General features: G+C 55.1%; 14 protein-coding genes and 1 pseudogene. 1 reads left to right on the forward strand and 14 read right to left on the reverse strand.

Going from position 1 to position 18,267, the window contains the following annotated elements; genetic code table 11:
* Positions 1-302 (forward strand): annotated as a pseudogene (locus tag RMSM_RS13945) (acetylglucosamine-6-sulfatase); the annotation flags it as partial.
* A gap of 124 nt (positions 303-426) precedes the next feature.
* Here the strand turns inward: RMSM_RS13945 and tnpA are convergent.
* The 14 genes from tnpA to RMSM_RS14010 all read right to left on the reverse strand — a co-directional run bounded on the left by tnpA (position 427) and on the right by RMSM_RS14010 (position 17,754).
* Positions 427-882: an IS200/IS605 family transposase gene (tnpA, locus tag RMSM_RS13950; RefSeq protein WP_008697072.1), complete on the reverse strand. Its 456-nt coding sequence runs from the start codon at positions 880-882 to the stop codon at positions 427-429.
* A gap of 233 nt (positions 883-1,115) precedes the next feature.
* Positions 1,116-3,701 carry a tetratricopeptide repeat protein gene (locus tag RMSM_RS13955; protein ID WP_008697073.1) on the reverse strand — a complete coding sequence of 862 codons (2,586 nt, stop codon included), beginning with the start codon at positions 3,699-3,701 and terminating at the stop codon, positions 1,116-1,118.
* On the reverse strand, positions 3,698-5,839 hold the full coding sequence (locus RMSM_RS13960; protein ID WP_008697075.1) for a vWA domain-containing protein: 2,142 nt from the start codon (positions 5,837-5,839) through the stop codon (positions 3,698-3,700). Before RMSM_RS13960 ends, RMSM_RS13955 begins: the two co-directional genes overlap by 4 nt.
* Complete coding sequence (locus RMSM_RS13965; RefSeq protein ID WP_008697076.1) at positions 5,836-6,867, reverse strand: vWA domain-containing protein; 1,032 nt, start codon at positions 6,865-6,867, stop codon at positions 5,836-5,838. The genes RMSM_RS13960 and RMSM_RS13965 overlap by 4 nt, the downstream gene beginning before the upstream one ends.
* Positions 6,864-7,625, reverse strand: coding sequence for a hypothetical protein (locus RMSM_RS13970; RefSeq protein WP_144057633.1), 762 nt, complete (start codon positions 7,623-7,625; stop codon positions 6,864-6,866). Before RMSM_RS13970 ends, RMSM_RS13965 begins: the two co-directional genes overlap by 4 nt.
* Before the next feature lie 48 nt (positions 7,626-7,673).
* On the reverse strand, positions 7,674-8,555 hold the full coding sequence (locus RMSM_RS13975) for a DUF58 domain-containing protein (protein ID WP_008697080.1): 882 nt from the start codon (positions 8,553-8,555) through the stop codon (positions 7,674-7,676).
* Positions 8,552-9,085, reverse strand: a complete 534-nt coding sequence (locus RMSM_RS42565) for an AAA family ATPase (RefSeq protein ID WP_008697082.1) — start codon at positions 9,083-9,085, stop codon at positions 8,552-8,554. Before RMSM_RS42565 ends, RMSM_RS13975 begins: the two co-directional genes overlap by 4 nt.
* Positions 9,086-9,107: 22 nt before the next feature.
* Positions 9,108-9,527, reverse strand: a complete 420-nt coding sequence (locus RMSM_RS42570; protein WP_008697083.1) for an AAA family ATPase — start codon at positions 9,525-9,527, stop codon at positions 9,108-9,110.
* 119 nt (positions 9,528-9,646) lie between these two features.
* Positions 9,647-11,191, reverse strand: a complete 1,545-nt coding sequence (locus tag RMSM_RS13985) for a sulfatase family protein (RefSeq protein WP_236622130.1) — start codon at positions 11,189-11,191, stop codon at positions 9,647-9,649.
* 135 nt (positions 11,192-11,326) lie between these two features.
* Positions 11,327-12,649: a metal ABC transporter permease gene (locus RMSM_RS13990; protein ID WP_008697086.1), complete on the reverse strand. Its 1,323-nt coding sequence runs from the start codon at positions 12,647-12,649 to the stop codon at positions 11,327-11,329.
* On the reverse strand, positions 12,646-14,112 hold the full coding sequence (locus RMSM_RS13995; RefSeq protein ID WP_008697088.1) for a metal ABC transporter permease: 1,467 nt from the start codon (positions 14,110-14,112) through the stop codon (positions 12,646-12,648). The genes RMSM_RS13990 and RMSM_RS13995 overlap by 4 nt, the downstream gene beginning before the upstream one ends.
* Positions 14,109-14,915 carry a metal ABC transporter ATP-binding protein gene (locus RMSM_RS14000; protein WP_008697089.1) on the reverse strand — a complete coding sequence of 269 codons (807 nt, stop codon included), beginning with the start codon at positions 14,913-14,915 and terminating at the stop codon, positions 14,109-14,111. The genes RMSM_RS13995 and RMSM_RS14000 overlap by 4 nt, the downstream gene beginning before the upstream one ends.
* Positions 14,912-15,913: a metal ABC transporter solute-binding protein, Zn/Mn family gene (locus RMSM_RS14005; RefSeq protein ID WP_008697091.1), complete on the reverse strand. Its 1,002-nt coding sequence runs from the start codon at positions 15,911-15,913 to the stop codon at positions 14,912-14,914. The genes RMSM_RS14000 and RMSM_RS14005 overlap by 4 nt, the downstream gene beginning before the upstream one ends.
* A gap of 623 nt (positions 15,914-16,536) precedes the next feature.
* A complete protein-coding gene (locus RMSM_RS14010) occupies positions 16,537-17,754 on the reverse strand; it encodes a DUF1559 domain-containing protein (protein WP_008697093.1) in 1,218 nt (405 codons plus the stop codon).
* Positions 17,755-18,267 lie beyond the last annotated feature (513 nt).

Below are 18,267 nucleotides of genomic sequence, written 5' to 3' on the forward strand. Positions count from 1 at the left end.
TTTCTGTTGTGACTAAAGACATGAAGTATGTGTACTGGGGTTACGCCGGAGACGGGTTCTCGCCAACGGAGGAACTGTACCACACTCGAAAAGACCCGCTCGAATTGGTCAACTTGGCCAAGAACCCCGAGTACAGCGAGGCACTCAAATCAATGCAGGCCGGGTATGACCAGGCCGTGGAAGCGTGGAAGCAAGACGCGGTGCCCTACCACCGCTATCAAGATTACGGCGTGATCTTTGACCGACATACGCCATGGGAAGAAAAGGCCAAAAGAATGCGTCGGGGCAAGGGGAGAGAGTAAGCGTCCGGCAAATAATCGACGTGTCTTCGGGCCAAAGGCCCAACAGTTTGCCTAGCCCAGGCCAACGGCCTGGGAATCCTCCAGGAAATTTAGGTAGGGCCAACGGCCCGGCCGTTTGTACGCCTCAATCCCACACATATCGTTCGTCGATTTCGATATCATGCCGTATACAAATGGTCCGAAACTCATCCTGGAACGACAACTTGTCGTGATGTTGGTGTTGGTTGCGTATGTATTCGTCAACCTCACCACGCTTGGAATGGCTGACTGAAAAAACACCATAGCCGGATTGCCAAGAAAATAGTGAAGTCCCCCCCACGGTGGTTTTCGCCCATTTGGATGTTTCGGTTTTGATGTTCTCGACAAGTTTCGCGATACTGATTGTTCTGGAAAGCCCAATTAGAAGATGAACATGGTCGATGTGTCCTCCCACGGAAGCATTCACGCATTTTGATTCTTTGACGTGGTGGGATAGCATGCGAAACATTTCTTCGCGGAACGGTTCGTCCTTTAGAAACGGGCGACGTTCTTTGGTCGAGAAAACAAGGTGAATCCAAACTTGGGAAAGTGATTGCGGCATTGGGCAAACCCTGGATTAGCGATGCAAACGGCCGGGCCTTTGGCCCTATGGAAGTAAATTACGACCATTCCCAGGCCGCTGGCCTGGGCTAGGCAAACGGATGGCCCTTTGGGCCGAAGACGCGGTTGCGGGAGTAGTCGATTTTATCGAAAAATGTCGCTCCGCGACAATCCATTCGTCGACTCACACGACCCGGTGCCTTACGGCCCACGGCTCAAAAAATTCCCGCCTTCTTACCGCTCGTTGAAAATCAAGCGGGTTTGCTCGGCGGGGACCCAGCACTCGCGTCCGTCGGCCAGTTCGATGTTTAACCAATCTTCTCGTTGCGTTTTCACATCGAACTCGACGCCATCATGCAGCGGCTTGAAAAACGCAGCGTCATAGGAATACGCCGGGCCTTTGCGGCCAAACGTTTCGCCGACGATCACCACGCCTTCGCGGCCTGATTGGACACGTGCGTAGACCGCGTCGGCTGCCATGACGGTTACGGTCAATGCCGACAACATCATCACCTCCATCGTTACGCGTGTGCGGTAGCGAAGATGCACCAGTAACAGGCTCAGAAACAATGTCCAGCTAAGGACTATCGCTGCACAAATCCAACGCAGCGGCCAACGCAAGAAACGGTCTGCGCGGACGTCTTCGATGGCATCGACCGTTAGAGCTCTTGTGGCTTTCAAGTTTTCGCGGACCTTGTCGTCAAACGGTCGGTAGACCTGTGCTTGACGATAACACGCGATTGCTCGGCCTAGCTCGCCCGCTTTGAACCATGCGTTACCGGCGTTGTACCAGGCGTGTCCCCGTTGCTCGGGGACGCCGGCGGCGCTCTCGAACTTCAGCGCCGCTTGCTTGAACAGCGATTCTGTTTCTGGCAATCCAGGCCCTGAGTGGATGGCTTGCTCGAAAAGCACCTCCGCTTCGCTCCACTCGGATGCGACAGCGGTCACCGGAATCACGCAAAAGACAATCACTGCGAAAACAGAAAGCCGGCGGAGTTTTGCAAACAAACGAGTTGCCACTCCGTTGAGTTCAGGGATCGAGGCGGTTGATTTTTGCGTCGAAAAATCGGACTTGTCCGCGATGGCATGGGTTTCCGCGATCAAGTCGATGTCGGTTTGTGAAAGCTCGATCGCGGGCAAGCGATTCCGGGTGTCTTGGATCGTCCAAGCGTTCGGTGGCAGCGAGAATCCCGTAGCCAAAAATCGCAGAAAGGCTTCCCACTTTTGCAGGCTGCCCTCAGGTTGCCGAAGCAATTCTTGATAGGCGGCTACCTGACTCCGGTAAACCGGATGGATTGCACGACGCCGTCGCTCGCGGACCCATGGCACAAGAAAGGCAAACAAGAGGGTGATACCGGTCATCCATAGCCAAAAATAGTCTGCCAAAATCCCAATTGTCTGATTCAAAAATGGACTCATGATGCCTGGTTGTGCGTTGTGCCAAACCCCTTCGGGTTGGTCGGTCAGTGTTCGCTCAGCGACGAGCGTTCGTACTTCGAAATAGTCACGGCCATCGTCCGGAAGCACTTTTAAAGGAACCGCTGCGGTCTGGATGAAATGATATTCGCCCGCGTCTGCGTCAAAGACTTGAATTCGCAACGATGGAAATGCCGTGATGTTCGTTGTCAATGGACGCACGCGGATTCGGAAACTGGTTCCATCGGGATGCCAAGTCCGACCCATTTCGCTAGCGACATGAAACCGTCCCCGCAGACTCCGCTGCAGCGACAACGGCGGAAGCTCGAGCATGCCGTGCAGCGCGTCGCTATGCACACGCACGTCGACTTGTAGAACTTGGCCCACCGTGATCTCATCGGTTGCCGCTGTGACATCGATCTTACATGGAGTGAACAACCCGCTAAACCATTCCGAACGATTTTCTGCTGGCAATGGAAGCACACTGACCGGCGTTTCCTCGGACTCGGCGTACACACGCTCGTAAGATGTCAACGCCGAAAATGGCTCGAACAATCCATTGTTGTAGTAGGCGGCATAAGGAGCGAACGGACCTTCGGATCCTTTCAATAGGGCACACTCCAGACGCGTGGGACCGATTTTGACCGTGTTGGGTTCATGGAAACGAATGAATAATGGGAACTGGACGGTACCAAACGAGTTCGGTTTGTCCTCCGGTGGGACGCGTGGAACAATGATTCGCCGGCCGCCAAACGGCATTCCCATCTGCTGTTCTTCGGGAGCTGTGCAGCGAGGAATCACGATCTCGGCGTCGTTGTTTCGAAAGATTTCTGGGTAACATTTCAGTGAGCGAAATCGGTTGGTCGCTTCCTGGCTCGACCAAGTGACGTCCACTTGCAACGGTTCCCCCACATAAACCGTTGTTTTCTGTGGTCGAAATTCAAACGTCATGTCTGAACTCGGCTGAGGAACGCTGACCAGGAACTGCGTGGGCGGAGTACGGTAAAGATGGGTTGCCGAACGAAATTCGAGCGATGGAAATAACGACAGCCCCGGATGTTGCGGGACGAATCGAACAACCGCTTGTGGTTGGCGAAGATTTGAGATCGACGATGCATTCAGCTCCAACCCGACAAATGAAACATCCTTGTCATCGGGCGGCAATAATTCCGGTTGCTCCACGGCTTCGGGGAATTGGATCACCGCCGTTGCAACCACGTCGGTAAACCAGGACTGCTCTTTTAGCTTGATCGGAACTTCGACGATTTCGCGTTCGGTCTCGGTTTCCGGTTTCTGACCATCGAGATCTTCATCGCTTGACTGCGCGCAAACACCGTTCGCAGCGGCGAGAGCCAAAGCGATGCCTAACATCCCCAACGTTCCGAAATGCCATCGATGGCTCACCAATCTTTCTCCACTTTGCCTTGGTTGCTCTTGGCTCGCTGTTGTTGGCGAAATTGCAAACTGCCTTGCTCTTGCATCAAAATGTCGTCGACCGAATAGTTGGGAACCGGCAGCGGTTGCATTTCTCCGCCACTGGCGAAATCGCCTTCGCCCTGCATCGACGACATCATCGCTTCGTCGGACTCGCTTGATTCCATCATGTCTTCGTAAGACTCTTCGTCATCCCAGTCGCCTTCGTCCGAATCTTCGGAGCTGTCGTTGGCTAATAGATCCAGAATCTCTTGGATCTTGCGAATGGCGATCTGTTGTTGGTCGCGAGCACCGGGCCAACCGCTCCACTGCTGTAGTTTTTCAGCCGCCATCTCTTGTGCCGTGATCGCTTGTTTCATCAGGTGCACTGGTTCCTCCAGCACGCTCAGCGACTGTGTATCCTCGGGCGTGACAGATTGTGTCATTGTTTGGTCGAGTGTCTGCATGGCGGCTTCGATCGCGACTCCTTCCTGATGCAATTGGCGTTGCTGTTGCGAGAATTTTTTGGCATCCGCAGTTGCGGTTTCCGGCTCCACTTGCGGGCTCGCTTGATTGCGACGTCTTGGGTTTTGGCTGTTCGGTCGATCGGGAACGTCCTGGCGAAGTTTGGCTTGTTTTTGTTGCAATTCGCGAAGCAGATCAATCAGATTTTGCAGCTGTTGTTGTAGTTCCTGCTGTCGCTGATCCTCTTGTTCGATTCGCTGATGCAATTCGGTGATCCAGTTTGCGGTCGGATCCAGCCGCATCCTTGCCCGTGCGAGGTCGGGCGACATCCGACATGCATCCAAAAAACACATTTGGGCCTGCTCTGCCCCCGACAACGCGGCCCTCGGCTCTGCATCCGCGTCCGCTGCGGCTAGATCTAGGTAGCACAGCCCTTGGTTGAAACGCAGCACGGCCGTTTGCGGCGCGGAAATCTCTCCGGCCACCATGCCCGATTCAATCGCATCATAGATTTCCAATGCATCGGCTGTGCGTCCTGCGGTTTGTAGTTCTACGGCTTCGGCAAACTGCGCCGCGATACCGGTTTCCTCGGCCAATACCGGAGACGTCGGTGCAATGCCGCCGGCGGCAATGAAGAACAATGTGGCATTCGCCTGCGCCGTCAATCGTGTTCGTTTGCGACCATGCAACCGACGCTTCCACTGGGCCATTAGCAGCATCGCTAGTGCAAGTCCCATCAATGGAAAGCCGAGCTCGCGGTAGGTGACGTAGGTGTCGGTTCCACCGACATCGGAAATTGGTTTCTCGCTGGCGTATTGCCAATACAGACCGGCCAAATCAAATGCCGAGGTTCCTGCGGAGACGTAGGTGGCGCCGCTCGCCAAACGAGCAAGCTCTCGCAGTCCGCTCTCATTCAATCGCGTCGTGACAAATTGTCCGTCGTGTTTCAAGTATTCGGTCACTCCCTCATCGTCGGTGATGGGAATTCGTGAACCCGCCGTTGTGTCGCCGATACCGACCAATAGCAACCCCGTGGCGTGATCGTTCAGCAGTTTGGCAATCCGCTGACTGTGCGAACCGTGTTCTTCGCCATCGGTCAGGACGATCAAGTCTTGCATCCCCTTCCGCTGCTCGGTAAAGATGCTGTCGGCACACTTTTCGGTGGCTGATAACAATGTGGTGCCGCCGAAATCGACGGTCCGCGGTGTAGCTTGGTCCAACACGTAACGCACAAAATCATAATCGAACGTCAGCGGGCAAAGGATGTTGGCACTGCCTGCGTACACGACCAAGGCCACTCGTTCGGAATGCAAGTGGTCCAGCGCGTCACGAATCGCGTCCTTGGCAGCATCCAATCGCGATGGGTACGCGTCCTCGGCCAGCATGCTCTGCGAGACATCGAGCACAAACACCACGTCACGACCACTCTTGGACACCGAATGTCGTTGCGGCGACATCCCCGGACGTGCCAGCGCTAGGATCAGCAACAAAGTCGCCGCCAAGCAAAGTCGGTCACGCCAAATCGATCTCTGGCTGAGATCGCCACCCATCGCTTCGATAACGCTTTTTCGGCGGTGACGCGCACGGCGAAGTAACCAAGCAATCGGTAACAACAACGCCAACAGCAAAAGCATGCTCGGGTTTTGAAAGGTAAAGAAGGTCATGGCACCGTCCGTAACCACGTGGTTTCAAGCACAAGAGCAGTGATCAACATCAATAGCGACGCGGCCAAGGGTAACCAGAACCGCTCGGCAATTCGCGTGTATTGGCGTGTCACGATGCGGGACCGCTCCATTTGATCCACCTCGGAATACACCGCTAACAACGACTCGAAGTCATGGGCGGTGCGGAAGATGCCACCCGTTTCGCGGCTAATATGTTCCAGCACGCGTTCGGCTTCGGATAGCGGTGGATCTGCAAGCGGTGCGGACGACGACGGTGCTGCATGGTCCCCCAAACTAATGCAATAAACGCGGCAACCCCACTCTTTGGCCAACCCCGCGGCTTCGACCGGCAGATGTTGCCCCGAATTGTTTTCTCCGTCAGTGAGCAGAATGATCACGCGACTCGAGATTTCACTTTCGAACGATCGTCGCTCGCGAACCTCGGGATCATCCAGTTGTCGCAGTCGTGCCGCTGCGATCGCCAATGCGTCTCCGTACGCCGTGCCGTCTTCGTTGGGCCGCTGTTGAATTTCGAGGTCGCGGACTAATTGCAGCAAGGCTTCGTGACCAAACGTCAACGGGCTGCGTGTGTCGGCGTATCTCGCAAACGTGATCAGACCTAGCAGATCGCCCTCGCGTCCCTGCAATTCCTCGCCGTCGCCTGCGATGAATCGTTCTACCAATTCCTTGGCGACCTCCATGCGGCTGTTCTGTTTTTTGTCCGGCAGTTGGATGCTCATGTCCATGCTGCTGCTGACGTCGACCAATAGTTCAATCGCAATTCCTTCGGATACTTGGGCCGTATGAGTGCTTCCCGCTTGCGGTCGCGCCAGTGCTGTGATTAAGAGCATCAGCGAGACGACCCGCAGCAGCGGCAGCAGCCACAAATACCGAGCACGGCCACGGTCGGTATGTTGCCAAAGTTTCAGCGAAGGAACCGGCAAACTGGAGCGCGCAAATCGTGTTCGCCATGCCAACACGACCGGAACCGGCAGCAACAGCAGCAGCCAAGGATAGGCGAAACTCATCGCGTCTCCTGCTGTTGCAATAGGTTGGCCAATTGCGTTGTATCGCAATTTTCAGCGTAAACCGCTCGTTCGATCACCTCACGCTCGGTGGCCGATACTACAAAGTTGGGATCGTTCAGCAACTGTTCTAAATCTTGACGCGACGTCTGGCCCGACTTCAGCAAATCAACAAGGTCGTCGGAGGGCGGTGGCTGCGTTGTGGGCTGTGACGTCGCGCGTGTTTGGTTCCGATAGTTTCTGGAAACAAGAAAGATCGCTATCGCAAGTACCAATCCGATGCACAGAGGGACGGCTAATCGGCTCGGTGACTGAGGGGATCGTACAGGTTCAGGGGACGGCAGCGGCACAGGCGTCGTGGCGGTATCGGTGCTTTCAAATGGCTTGATGGCAAGCGTCAGATCGGGGACTGTGACTGTTTGGCGGCCGCGCGAGCTCACGACGTCGATCGTCGCTCCGGAAATCCGTAGCGAACCAGAACGCTTGGGTTGGAACACCAAACTTTGCTGCTGTTGATAACGCCCGTTTTTGTATTGCAGAGGCAACTCTTCCACGGTGATGGCATGCATGTCTGGGTTCGCTGGGACATGCAACTCGAATTGCCCCCACGTGTCTCGGTCCATCTCTGCCCGCAACTGCACGACGTCACCCGGTCCAGCATGATCGGGGACAAACCGAACCGTGATACCAAAGGCGTTCGGGCTCAGTTCGCTTCCCGCTGTGGAAGTAACCTCGGCGGAGTTCGCAACGGCTACAAACATCGTCACAAAAACGAACGGCAAAACGAAACGTGTAACGCAGCGCAACATTTAGCCACCCGTCTCGTCAGCAACACGTCGATGCCGTGACTGGAAATAGCTGGCCAGTGCCATCACACAGTCTTCGTCGACGCCAATCTCCATCAATCCGATACCGCTCTGCAGCATCTGTTCTTGTAGTGCGATAGGGTGCTCGTCGCTTTCCCGATTCTTGCACTTCAAGTCGACGTACCGCTGCGCCCCCGTCTCGGTGTCTTCCATGTGAACCAGTTCGCTGGATGCGGCGAGTCGCGTTTGTGTATCAAGGATATTGACGGCGTTCAGGTCATGGCGACCCGCCAACGCACGCAGTTCGTCAAGATAGTCGGACGCCAGGAAATCGGAAATCACAAACACCACCGAGTGTTTCCGTGCCATGTGTCCAAAGCGGCTCAATACCGCCTCGAATGCGGTTTCTCGACCTGCGGGGGCAAAATGCAGCAACGTGTCCATGATTCGCAGCGCATGCGAGCGGCCTTTACCAGGCGGAATCACCATTTCGACACGGTCGGTAAACAGGATCAAGCTAACACGGTCGTTGTTCCGCACCGCCGCCATCGTTAGCAGTGCACACAATTCCGTGCTCAACGCACGTTTGCGTCCGCCGGTCGACTGGATCATCGACGCCGAAACATCGACCAGCAAATACAAGAACTGCTCTCGCTGTTCGATGTAGCGTTTGATGTGCGGTTCACCGGTGCGGGCGGTGACCTTCCAATCCATCGATCGCACATCGTCGCCGGGCTGATAACGCCGGACATCCTCGAATTCAATTCCTTGGCCGCGGAAAACCGAGTGATATTCGCCCGCCAACAGATGTTCGACCGGACGACGGCATTTCAGTTCTAGCAGCGAAAGTTGAGCGTCAGTATCGGATAGCGAATCGGGGATCATGACTCGACAACCGGCACCGTCGAGAGCATTTGGTCCAGCAAGTCATCCGATGTGATCGACTCGGCTTCCGCCCGATACGAGATCGCCAACCGATGCCGCAAAACATCGTGGGCAACATCCTTCACATCTTGAGGCACGGTGTAATCTCGCCGCTGCATCATCGCGTTGCCACGTGCGGCAAGCGACAGATAGATCGATGCACGCGGCGACGCTCCGAATCGCACGTAACGCTCGATATCGAGTCCGTACTTCGCCGGATGGCGTGTGCAATCGACCAACCGAATGATGTATCGTTCAATTTTTTCATCTAAAAACGTCGCGTCGAGCGTGCTTCGCATCTGCATCAGTTCGTCGAGCGATAACACCGGTTGGATGTTCACTTCGGATTGGGTTTTTGCCATCCGCTGCATGATCACGAGTTCTTCGTCCATGCTGGGATAGCCCACTTTTAACTTGAACATGAAGCGATCGACCTGGGCCTCCGGCAGAGCGTAAGTCCCCTCTTGCTCGATCGGATTTTGAGTCGCCAAGACAAGAAATGGCGACGGCAGATCAAAGGTCTCTTTGCCCAGCGTGACTTTGTTTTTCCTGCATCGCTTCGAGCAGTGCCGATTGCACCTTAGCCGGCGCCCGGTTGATTTCATCGGCCAATAGCAAGTTGGCGAACACAGGTCCCTTCTCGGGGGTAAACACGTGGTTCCGCGGATCGTAGACCAGCGTCCCCGTCAAATCACCTGGCAGCAAATCGGGAGTGAACTGGATGCGGCTAAAGTCCGCGTCGATCGCCTTGGCCAAACAATTGACTGTCAGTGTTTTGGCGATCCCCGGCACGCCTTCCAATAGCACATGTCCATTGCATAGCAGTGCCAACATCAGCCGGTCGATCAGAGGCTGCTGCCCGACAACATGATTCGCGATTTCGTTTTTTATCTGGTCCAGCTTTTCGCTGGTATCTATCGATTGAGTTGTCAAAAGCCTATCAAATCCTCGTTCAGAGCGATGTCAGAAGATGGAGGTAGCGAAAACACGCCAAGTGTTTCGGCCGGAACTTTCCCGCCTTTTAATTCTTACTCTTAATCCTAATCTTACTCTTAATCTCCTCTACTCCCCCCTGCAGACTTCTTCGCCTTGCGTTTCTTGCCGCTACCGCCCTGTTGTTTTGCTTTCTTCGTGTTTTTTGTTTTCCATGCCTCGCGTGCCTCTTCTCGTGTCATGTTTTTGTAGGCATTTTGGTGCAAAATCGCGTCGTATTCGGTCTCGATTCCCTCATCGCCTTGCGACGCCATCCATTGATCGAGGTTGCTTTTCAATTCTTTGATGACGCTGGCGTACTCGGGATTTTCTGCCAAATTGTTCATTTCCAGCGGATCAGCATTGCAGTCATACAGCTCTAATTCTGGACGATAGTAGTAGCGATTCACCAATTCGTGTGCGTTACTGTTGCCGGCCTTGGCCGCCTCGACCATCGACTGAAAATAGGGGGCCTGAGTGCACGCATTGGTGAATTTGGTTTCGTGATTCAGATTCCAAATCAAACGATATTGTTGGCCTCGCACGGTTCGGATCGCGTACGCGTCGCTGCCGTTGATGATACCGCGTGTGGTCATCAGCCCGTAGCTGAATGATTTGTGCTGGTCCGTTTTGCCCGTCAACACCGGAACAAAACTTTTGCCATCCAACTTCGGAGGCGAAGTGGTGCCGGCAACATCAAGAAAGGTGGGGGTGACGTCGACATATTCCACCATCGCATCGGTCGTGCTGCCCGCTTGTACTTTGCCCGGCCAACGAACGATCATCGCGGACTGCAACCCGTTGCTGTAACACGTCCATTTTGCAAACGGAAACGAGTTGCCCTGTTCCGAGACGACCATCACCAACGTATCGTCTTGCAATTGATGTTTGTCGAGTCGGTCCAAAATTTGGCCCACTTGGTCATCAAAGTAGGTGATTTCGGCAAGGTATTTCGCGAAGGTTTCACGGACCATCGGTGTGTCGACGATGTAGGGTGGCAATTTGATTTTTGCTGGCGGATAGCGTGATGCATCCCCTTTGTTCCAGGGCGAGTGAGGTTCGTTGGAGCAAGCGAAAAGACAAAACGGAGTCTTGGATTCTTTGCATTCCGCGAACAGTTGGTCGATTTGTTGCATGTCGGGATTGCCCTTGCCGCTGTACTCAAACGGGAACACTTCATTGGGGCCAACGTGCCGCTTTCCCGAGAGCGCCACGCGATAGCCGAGCGGCTTTAGATAGTGAACGATGCTCTCGGTTCCGTCTTGGGCGAAGGTGTGGTTCGGATAGGCGCCCGATTTCACCGGATACAGTCCGGTGTACAAGTTGTGCCGCGTCGGCGAACACATCGGAGCGGCTTGGAAGCATCGATTGAACTTCATTCCCGACTGGGCCAACCGATCGATATTGGGTGTGTGGGCTTGTCCTCCGTAGCAACCGATATCGCGAAACGTACAGTCATCGGCAATGATGAAGACGATATTCGCAGGACGCGTCGAACCGTCCGCTGCCGCGACGGGGGCAACATCGACAATCGCGACTAGCATTCCAATGGCCAAGGCAACCGTTCGCACTGCCGCGAAGGGACGCATAGCCGCGTGAGGCAGAGCAAGGGGGAGGTTCCGCATCATGTTTCTCGTTGGGTTTTGGTTGGGGAGAGCGGGAAGCGTGCTGGTCGTCGCAGACAATGCTATGCATTCTAGCGTGGGAATCATGCGTTTTGCGACGCGAACAAAACAGCCAGCTCGCCAATCCACAACATTTCAGTCTTTTTCAGGCGGGATTTCGCTGCCGTGTGGGTCTCGCGACGGCGATTCGGTGGCGTCACACAATTGGTCTCGCAATTGGCGGTCGGTAAAGTGCTCGAGCCGCTCGGCCTTGTCGTGAATGCGTGTGGCGTCCAGGCTTGCCTCGGAAACCAAGTATTGCTCCCACAACCGATGCGAGCGGACAAGTTCTCTGGCGTGTTGCCGGCCGTTGTCGGTTAAACAGTAGCCGTTGTCGTCGTGCGCCAATTCGTTACGTCGCCACAGCGTCAGCAACGCCATGCGTAGTTGCCATTGTTTGGCGAACAGTTCTTCGCTCAGCTCGCGCTCGTTGGCCGACTGTGGAGTGTTGACCGAATCGGATCGTTCTTGTTGCCGGTATAAATACGCAACGATGTCGTCACTCAAAATTTGTAATGACAACGCACGGTTGCGAACCCAGCGAACGATTAATCCTTGGCGTGGTGCAAACAACAACGCGATGATGAAAAACACGCCGACCATCACTGCCATCATGCTCGCAGTGGTCGTGCTGTGATAACCAAACCAGGTAGGGACGACCACGGCGGCGACGTGCCCGCTGGCCGCGCCGATTGCCGCAAGGATACTGGACAACACGATCATGATGGCGAGTCGATCGGTCAATAAGTTTGCGGTGGCTGGGGGGACAATGAACATCGCAACGACCAAGATGTTGCCGACGCTTTCAAAGCTTGCGACTGCCGTCACGGCCACTAGCACCATCAAGGCATAGTGCATCACCGTCGCCGAAAAACCCATCGATGTCGCCAGCGAAGGATCAAACGAGCTGAGTTTGAGTTCTTTGAAGAAGATGATGACGAACAATAAATTGATGATCGTCACGCCAAGCAGTACTGAGACCGCTCGCGGAATGTCGAATCCAAACAGCTCAATGCGATCCAGCGGTGTGGCTTCGATCGCACCATACAGCACACAGCCGGCGTCCAAATCAACACGATCCGCCGCCTGGACAATCATGACCAATCCCAACGCGAACAGCGATGTGAAAACGACACCCATCGACGCCCCTTCATCGACTTTGCCCACGCCGCGAATCCATTCGGTAAACAAAGCGGTCAAAATGCCAACGATTACGGCGCCCAGGAACATCGGCAAACTGCTGCGGCTGTTGCTGACAAAAAAGGCGACCGCCAAGCCTGGCAAAATGGCATGCGAAACCGCATCCCCTAGCATGCTCAGCCGACGCAGCACCAAGAAGTTTCCTAGCAGTGCCGATGCGACCGCGCACAACATTCCCGCTGCTACGATCCAGCCGTCGATTTGCCAGTTCCAATTCATGGACGCAGCCCCTGTGAATCGGATGCCTCGTGAATCACGCCATGAGGACTTGCGGGTACGGGAATCTGCAAGGGCTCTTGATCAAGTAATGCCTCGAGTTCATCAACCAACTCGGGCTCGAGGACATGTTCAATGTCGTCCGCATCACGATCGACTCGGCCGGGCGCCACTTCTGCATACGTGATCAGGTACAGTTCCCACAATCGGTGCTGCCGCGTCAAGCGAGCGGCTTCGGCGTAACCAGCTTGAGTCAAACGAACTGAGCCGTCGCGTTGTACTAGGTATTGGTCGCTTTCCGCTTGTGCAATCGTGCGTCGCAACTGGGTGCTGGACCAACTGCGAATCGAAAGCAGTTCCTCAATCGGCACGGTCATATTGCGTTTGGCTTGCTCGATCGCCGGTTTCGACTCGAGCAATTCGTAGATCCCACGCAGTAAATGCTGTTTTCGCACACGGCGATTTAGACGATGTCGTCGCAACATTCGTATCAATACGCCACGGGCGGTTCCGAACATCATGCTGAACAAAAACAACACCGTACAGGTCAGCACGATCATCGCGCCCGAGGGCAGACGTGGGAACAATGCACTGGACGCGGCACCGATAACGCCGCCAATGCCACCAAGCAGAGCGGCTAGCCAAGCGACCGCCCACATCTTTTCGCTCCAAAACCGTCCCGCCGCCGCGGGGATGACCATCAAGGCGACCATCAGAATCAAGCCCACCGCCTGTAACCCCACGATCGTTACAAGCACCACTAACGCCATCAATGTCAAGTCCAACAACACCACCGGCATGCCACGAGAACCAGCAAAGTTCTCGTCAAAACAGAGCAGCTTGAATTCCTTGAACAGCATCAAGCATCCGAGAGTCGCAAAACACGAAGCGGCGGCGATCAGTTTTGCATCGTAGGCGTTCATGGACGCCGTTTTGCCATAGATAAAGCTCTCCAGCCCCGCGGCACTTCCTTTGTCCATTTGCTGAACAACGCTCAGCAATGCCATTCCAGCACCAAAAAAGACACTTAGTGCGATCCCCAGTCCTGCGTCTTCCTTTAATCGTGTTTGACGCTGGATCACCACGACTAATCCAACGCCAAGCAATCCAGAAACGGTTGCGCCGAACAATAAAATTGGCAACGATTTCCCGTCCATTCCCATCACGGTGGCAATTACAAACGCCATTGCGATCCCCGGCAAACTGGCGTGCGAGAGGGCATCGCCAAGCAGGGCACGTTTTCGCAACAGCGTGAAGCTGCCAACCAATCCGGCGGCCACTCCCAACACGGCGACACCGAAGATTACGACGCGAGTGTTGTAGTCCTCGAGCAACACGACTCTTCGCCACTGTTCGCCACTGGGCCACTCAATACGTCGATCGGTGATCGATTGGGCAGACGTTTGTGTCGGTGCCGCGAGTGCGGGGACGCAAGCGAGCAGCAAGAACAACACGATCCGATTCACAGCGATCGCTCCCGACGTCGCATCGCCTCGCTGACTTCGTCCAATAACGTTAATCGTCCCCCATAGGTCTTGTTTAGATTCTCTGGGGTAAATGTGTCTTGGATCGCTCCGTGGGCTACGACTCGCATGTTCAGCAGCACCACGTAATCGAAATATTCGGGTACCGTTTGCAAGTCATGATGAATCACGACCGCCGTTTTGCCCGATGATTTTAATTCACGAAGGATCTCGACAATCGCTTTTTCAGTAGACGCGTCGACCGCGGCGAACGGTTCGTCCATCAGATATAGGTCGGCGTCCTGTACGAGAGCTCGTGCTAGAAACGTTCGCTGTTGTTGGCCACCGGATAATTGACTGATTTGGCGGCGGGCGAGATCCGCGATTCCGACGCGGTCAAGCGCTTCCATCGCGGCTTCGCGATGTTTCTTGCGAACCGGCAAACACCATCCTATCTTGCTGTACAGCCCCATCGCGACGACATCGAGTGCATCAACCGGGAAATCCCAGTCGACACTTTCTCGCTGCGGAACATAGCCAACGCGGTTTCGATTGCGACGGTAGGTATCACCGAAAACTTTCACGCGGCCCGACGCGATCGGCACCAAATCCATGACCGCTTTTAACAGCGTGCTTTTGCCCGCGCCATTGGGGCCGACCACACCGATCAGCGAGCCAGCGGGCAAATCAAAACCCACATCCCAAATCACCGGTTTGCGGTGATAGGCGACCGTCAAATCATCGACCGACAATGCAATCGAGGTTTGGGGACTTCCTGGTTTCGGTGTGGCTGCGGCTTGGCTCATGGGCTCAGTTTACCTTGAAAACCTTTCTCGGGGGCCTCGCCACCCAATCCGCGTGCCACCACGGTCATGTTGTGGTCCAGCATTCCGATGTAGGTGCCCTCGTAGGTTCCCGTCGCTCCCATTGCGTCGCTGAACAATTCTTTCTCACCGACGCTGACCTCGTGACCTCGCGATTGTGCCCCTTCGACTAACGAATCGATGCTCTTTCGCGGCACGCTACTTTCGACGAACACCGATTTCACTTTTTTGTTGACTAACAAATCAACCAGTTCATTGATCTGTTGCAGCCCGGCTTCGGATTCCGTCGAGATGCCTTGCACTCCGATCACTTCCAAATCATACGCGCGACCAAAGTAATTGAATGCGTCGTGTGAAGTCACCAGGATGCGGCTGTCCTTGGGAATCGTCGCAATCACTCGTTTGCCATAAGCATCCAGTTCGGCCAGTTGCTCACGTAGTTTCTCTGCTCGTTCGCGATACGCAGCCGCTGAGGGTGGATCGATCGCGGACAATTCGTCAGCGATCACGGTGACACACTTCGCCCATGCTGAAACATCCATCCAAACGTGAGGATCGTAGTGCCCGGCGAAATCGTCCGGTTCAAGCAGCGCGGTTTGATCGATCGCTTCGGTGACCGCCACCACCGGTTTTTCTCGAGCCATCTTGATCAGCGTGTCGGTCATTTTGCCTTCGAGCATCAATCCCGAATAGAAAATCATGTCCGCTTCCATCATCGTGACCACGTCGTCACGCGTCGCTTTGTATAGATGGGGGTCGACGCCGGAACCACAGATCTGCGACACGTTGACGCGGTCCCCGCCGACGGTGCGAACAAGATCGGCCACCATCCCCACCGTCGCCGTGACCGCGATCGGCGAATCTGGATCCACTGTCTTGGTGGCACGATTCACGTCGGTTGGCGAGGAGGTATCACTAGAGCTATCGCAGCCAAAAGTCGCCGCAAACAGCAGTAAAGCGAGAGAAAGGAAACGTTTCACGGCAGTTCAGGCTCCAAGATCGACGCAGCCGCAAACTCACAACGATCAACGCAATCTTCGCTAATTAGCTGCGGCTAACTTTTTCTCAGTCTAACAGCAGCGATGCTCGATAACCAGTGCCCGTCGGTGAACCGTATCGCCGGAGTGTCCGCTGAAAAGGCGGAAGTGAGACGTGGGACGGTGGCGAGAATTCGCCTGTGCGAACCAGCCGGGGCGCAACGAAGAAGGCCGTCAATCACGGCAGGCTTGCAGCCAAGCCAAAATCAAGGTGGGCTGAAAGGGACGTTTGCTCCGGTGGCAATACGTGCCCGCAAGCGAACATGCTTGTCCGCGGAGCGAAGGCTCCGGGACAAGCAATGGTGAACCAAATGCAGTCGACGCTGCGGACTATTCTTCGGGAACCGGGACCGTCGGTGGTGCCGGGTTCTCGTTGGAAAATTCTTCAAACTCACCTTGGGGTGTCTGGGACGTCGAAGAGTCCGAGCCACAGCCGAGGGTGAATCCCATCGCGCTCGCAGCGATTAGAAGACTAAAGAGTTTAAACGTACTCACAATAAATCATCCTGTGATAGGTGGGGGAAGAATGGATCGGAACAATATGATTTGCGTTTTAAACGAGACCGTTAGGGAATCGACGAATTGGTTTCTTTCGCAGCACGTGTTCCCAAGGCACCCCATAGCCCATAAGGACTTTGCGATCCTGGGGGCAGCGAGCCCGAGACGTTGCCAACGTTGGCGCTGGTCTGATTGCCGGCTTCGATCGATTCGGTGACAAACTTTACCGCACCGTCGGCCATCAACACATGGCATCCGCCTTGATGGCGACTGCTCGGTGGGCAGAGTCCCGTGTTGAAATTGTTGTTGTTCATACACAAGGGACTGTTCGGCGGACTGATGGTATGCATGTGTCCCCACAGCGTTCGCATCATGAACCACTTATAACCGCGACGTTGCTCCGATTCTGTTCCGCCACCTGCGTGATCCGAGAACGTAGCGGACGCGCTCCAAAACTGGGGGCGCTGAGGGTCGATGTGGGCATCACACGCTTGGGCACCGCCGGCGAATCCAGGATTCGTACCAGTTGACTTCGCCGCACGTGTGGTCACATCGTTGTCACCCAGATCGGTATTGCACTCCCCTGCGGCGATCGTATTGGCCAGGCCGTCCAAGATATCGCGGAAACCCATTTTGGCTCGCGGAACAAAGACACCTCGGTTTGCTGCTCGCGATTCTTCGAACGTCGCCGAACTGGACGTGCCGCTGTCACTAAGCGGTCCGGCGGGTCGGAACACCGAATCGCCAACACAGGCGACGTAATTCGTGCGAGCCGCCGCGGGCAATCCGACGCCAGGATCGCTTGGGCATCGCAGCGAAGCTACCTCAGTTGCCCATGGCTCGTAACGGGCAATCGCTTGTTCACCCGCCCATCGGCGCGGACTTGGGCCCATTGCCGGAAAGATTGCGCCGGTGATCGGATCCTGCAGCGGATTGCTGATCTGTTCCCACAACGCTTGTTGTTCGATGAATGGCATCAGTCCGACAAGCCAGCTCAATTCCAGCCGGTTGTTCGAAGTCGGTACCTGAGCCGCGCTGGTGGCGTCGGGGGTGCCGCCGGAACGGTTGTTCGTTCCGGTCCCGTGGGTGGGCAATTGGTTATAGGCCGAGTGATAATTATGGATCCCCAAGCCAATTTGTTTGAAATTGTTGCTGCAGCTCATGCGGCGAGCCGCTTCGCGTGCCGCTTGGACGGCAGGCAGCAAAAGACCGACGAGCACGCCAATGATCGCGATGACCACCAGCAGTTCCACAAGCGTAAAGCCTGTGCGTTTTGGAACGGACATAAGAGACTCCAAAAAAAATTAAAAGGAAGAACAGTGAACCGGTGCTTTGCATTTCCGAATAGAGATGGGTGTTTCTCGTTCGGGAAATCGACGTCGGCTCGGTAAACGAAATAAGGGTGATTCGGCAAAGCGAAGCCAAACCTCCAAAGAGATAGTGATCTCTACATATCGAAGGCTTCGCTGATAGCAAAGGGACAGGCGGTTTGCGTCCGCATACATGGACCACTCACCGATGGTGGTGGCTAATCATTAATTCTAGATGCCCACTAGGGAGTGGAAAGACGCGTTCTTAGCGACAGAGGTGAAAATGTGAGACAAAATGCCGCTAAGAGCAAGTCTAAAGGGGGGCAGGCAGGGTCCGTTTCACCACCGTAATCGAAGGCCGGTTCTGCAGGGGGGGATTTCGTGGGTTGGTAGCGACGTTTCCGCCGTCGACCAGAGGCTGGATGTTCAGCGAATACGGGATGCAGAAAACCGCACTGGTGAGGGGGAGTGGGGAGTGGGGAGTGGGGA

The sequence above is a fragment of the Rhodopirellula maiorica SM1 genome (assembly GCF_000346295.1).
GTDB classification, from domain to species: Bacteria; Planctomycetota; Planctomycetia; order Pirellulales; family Pirellulaceae; genus Novipirellula; species Novipirellula maiorica.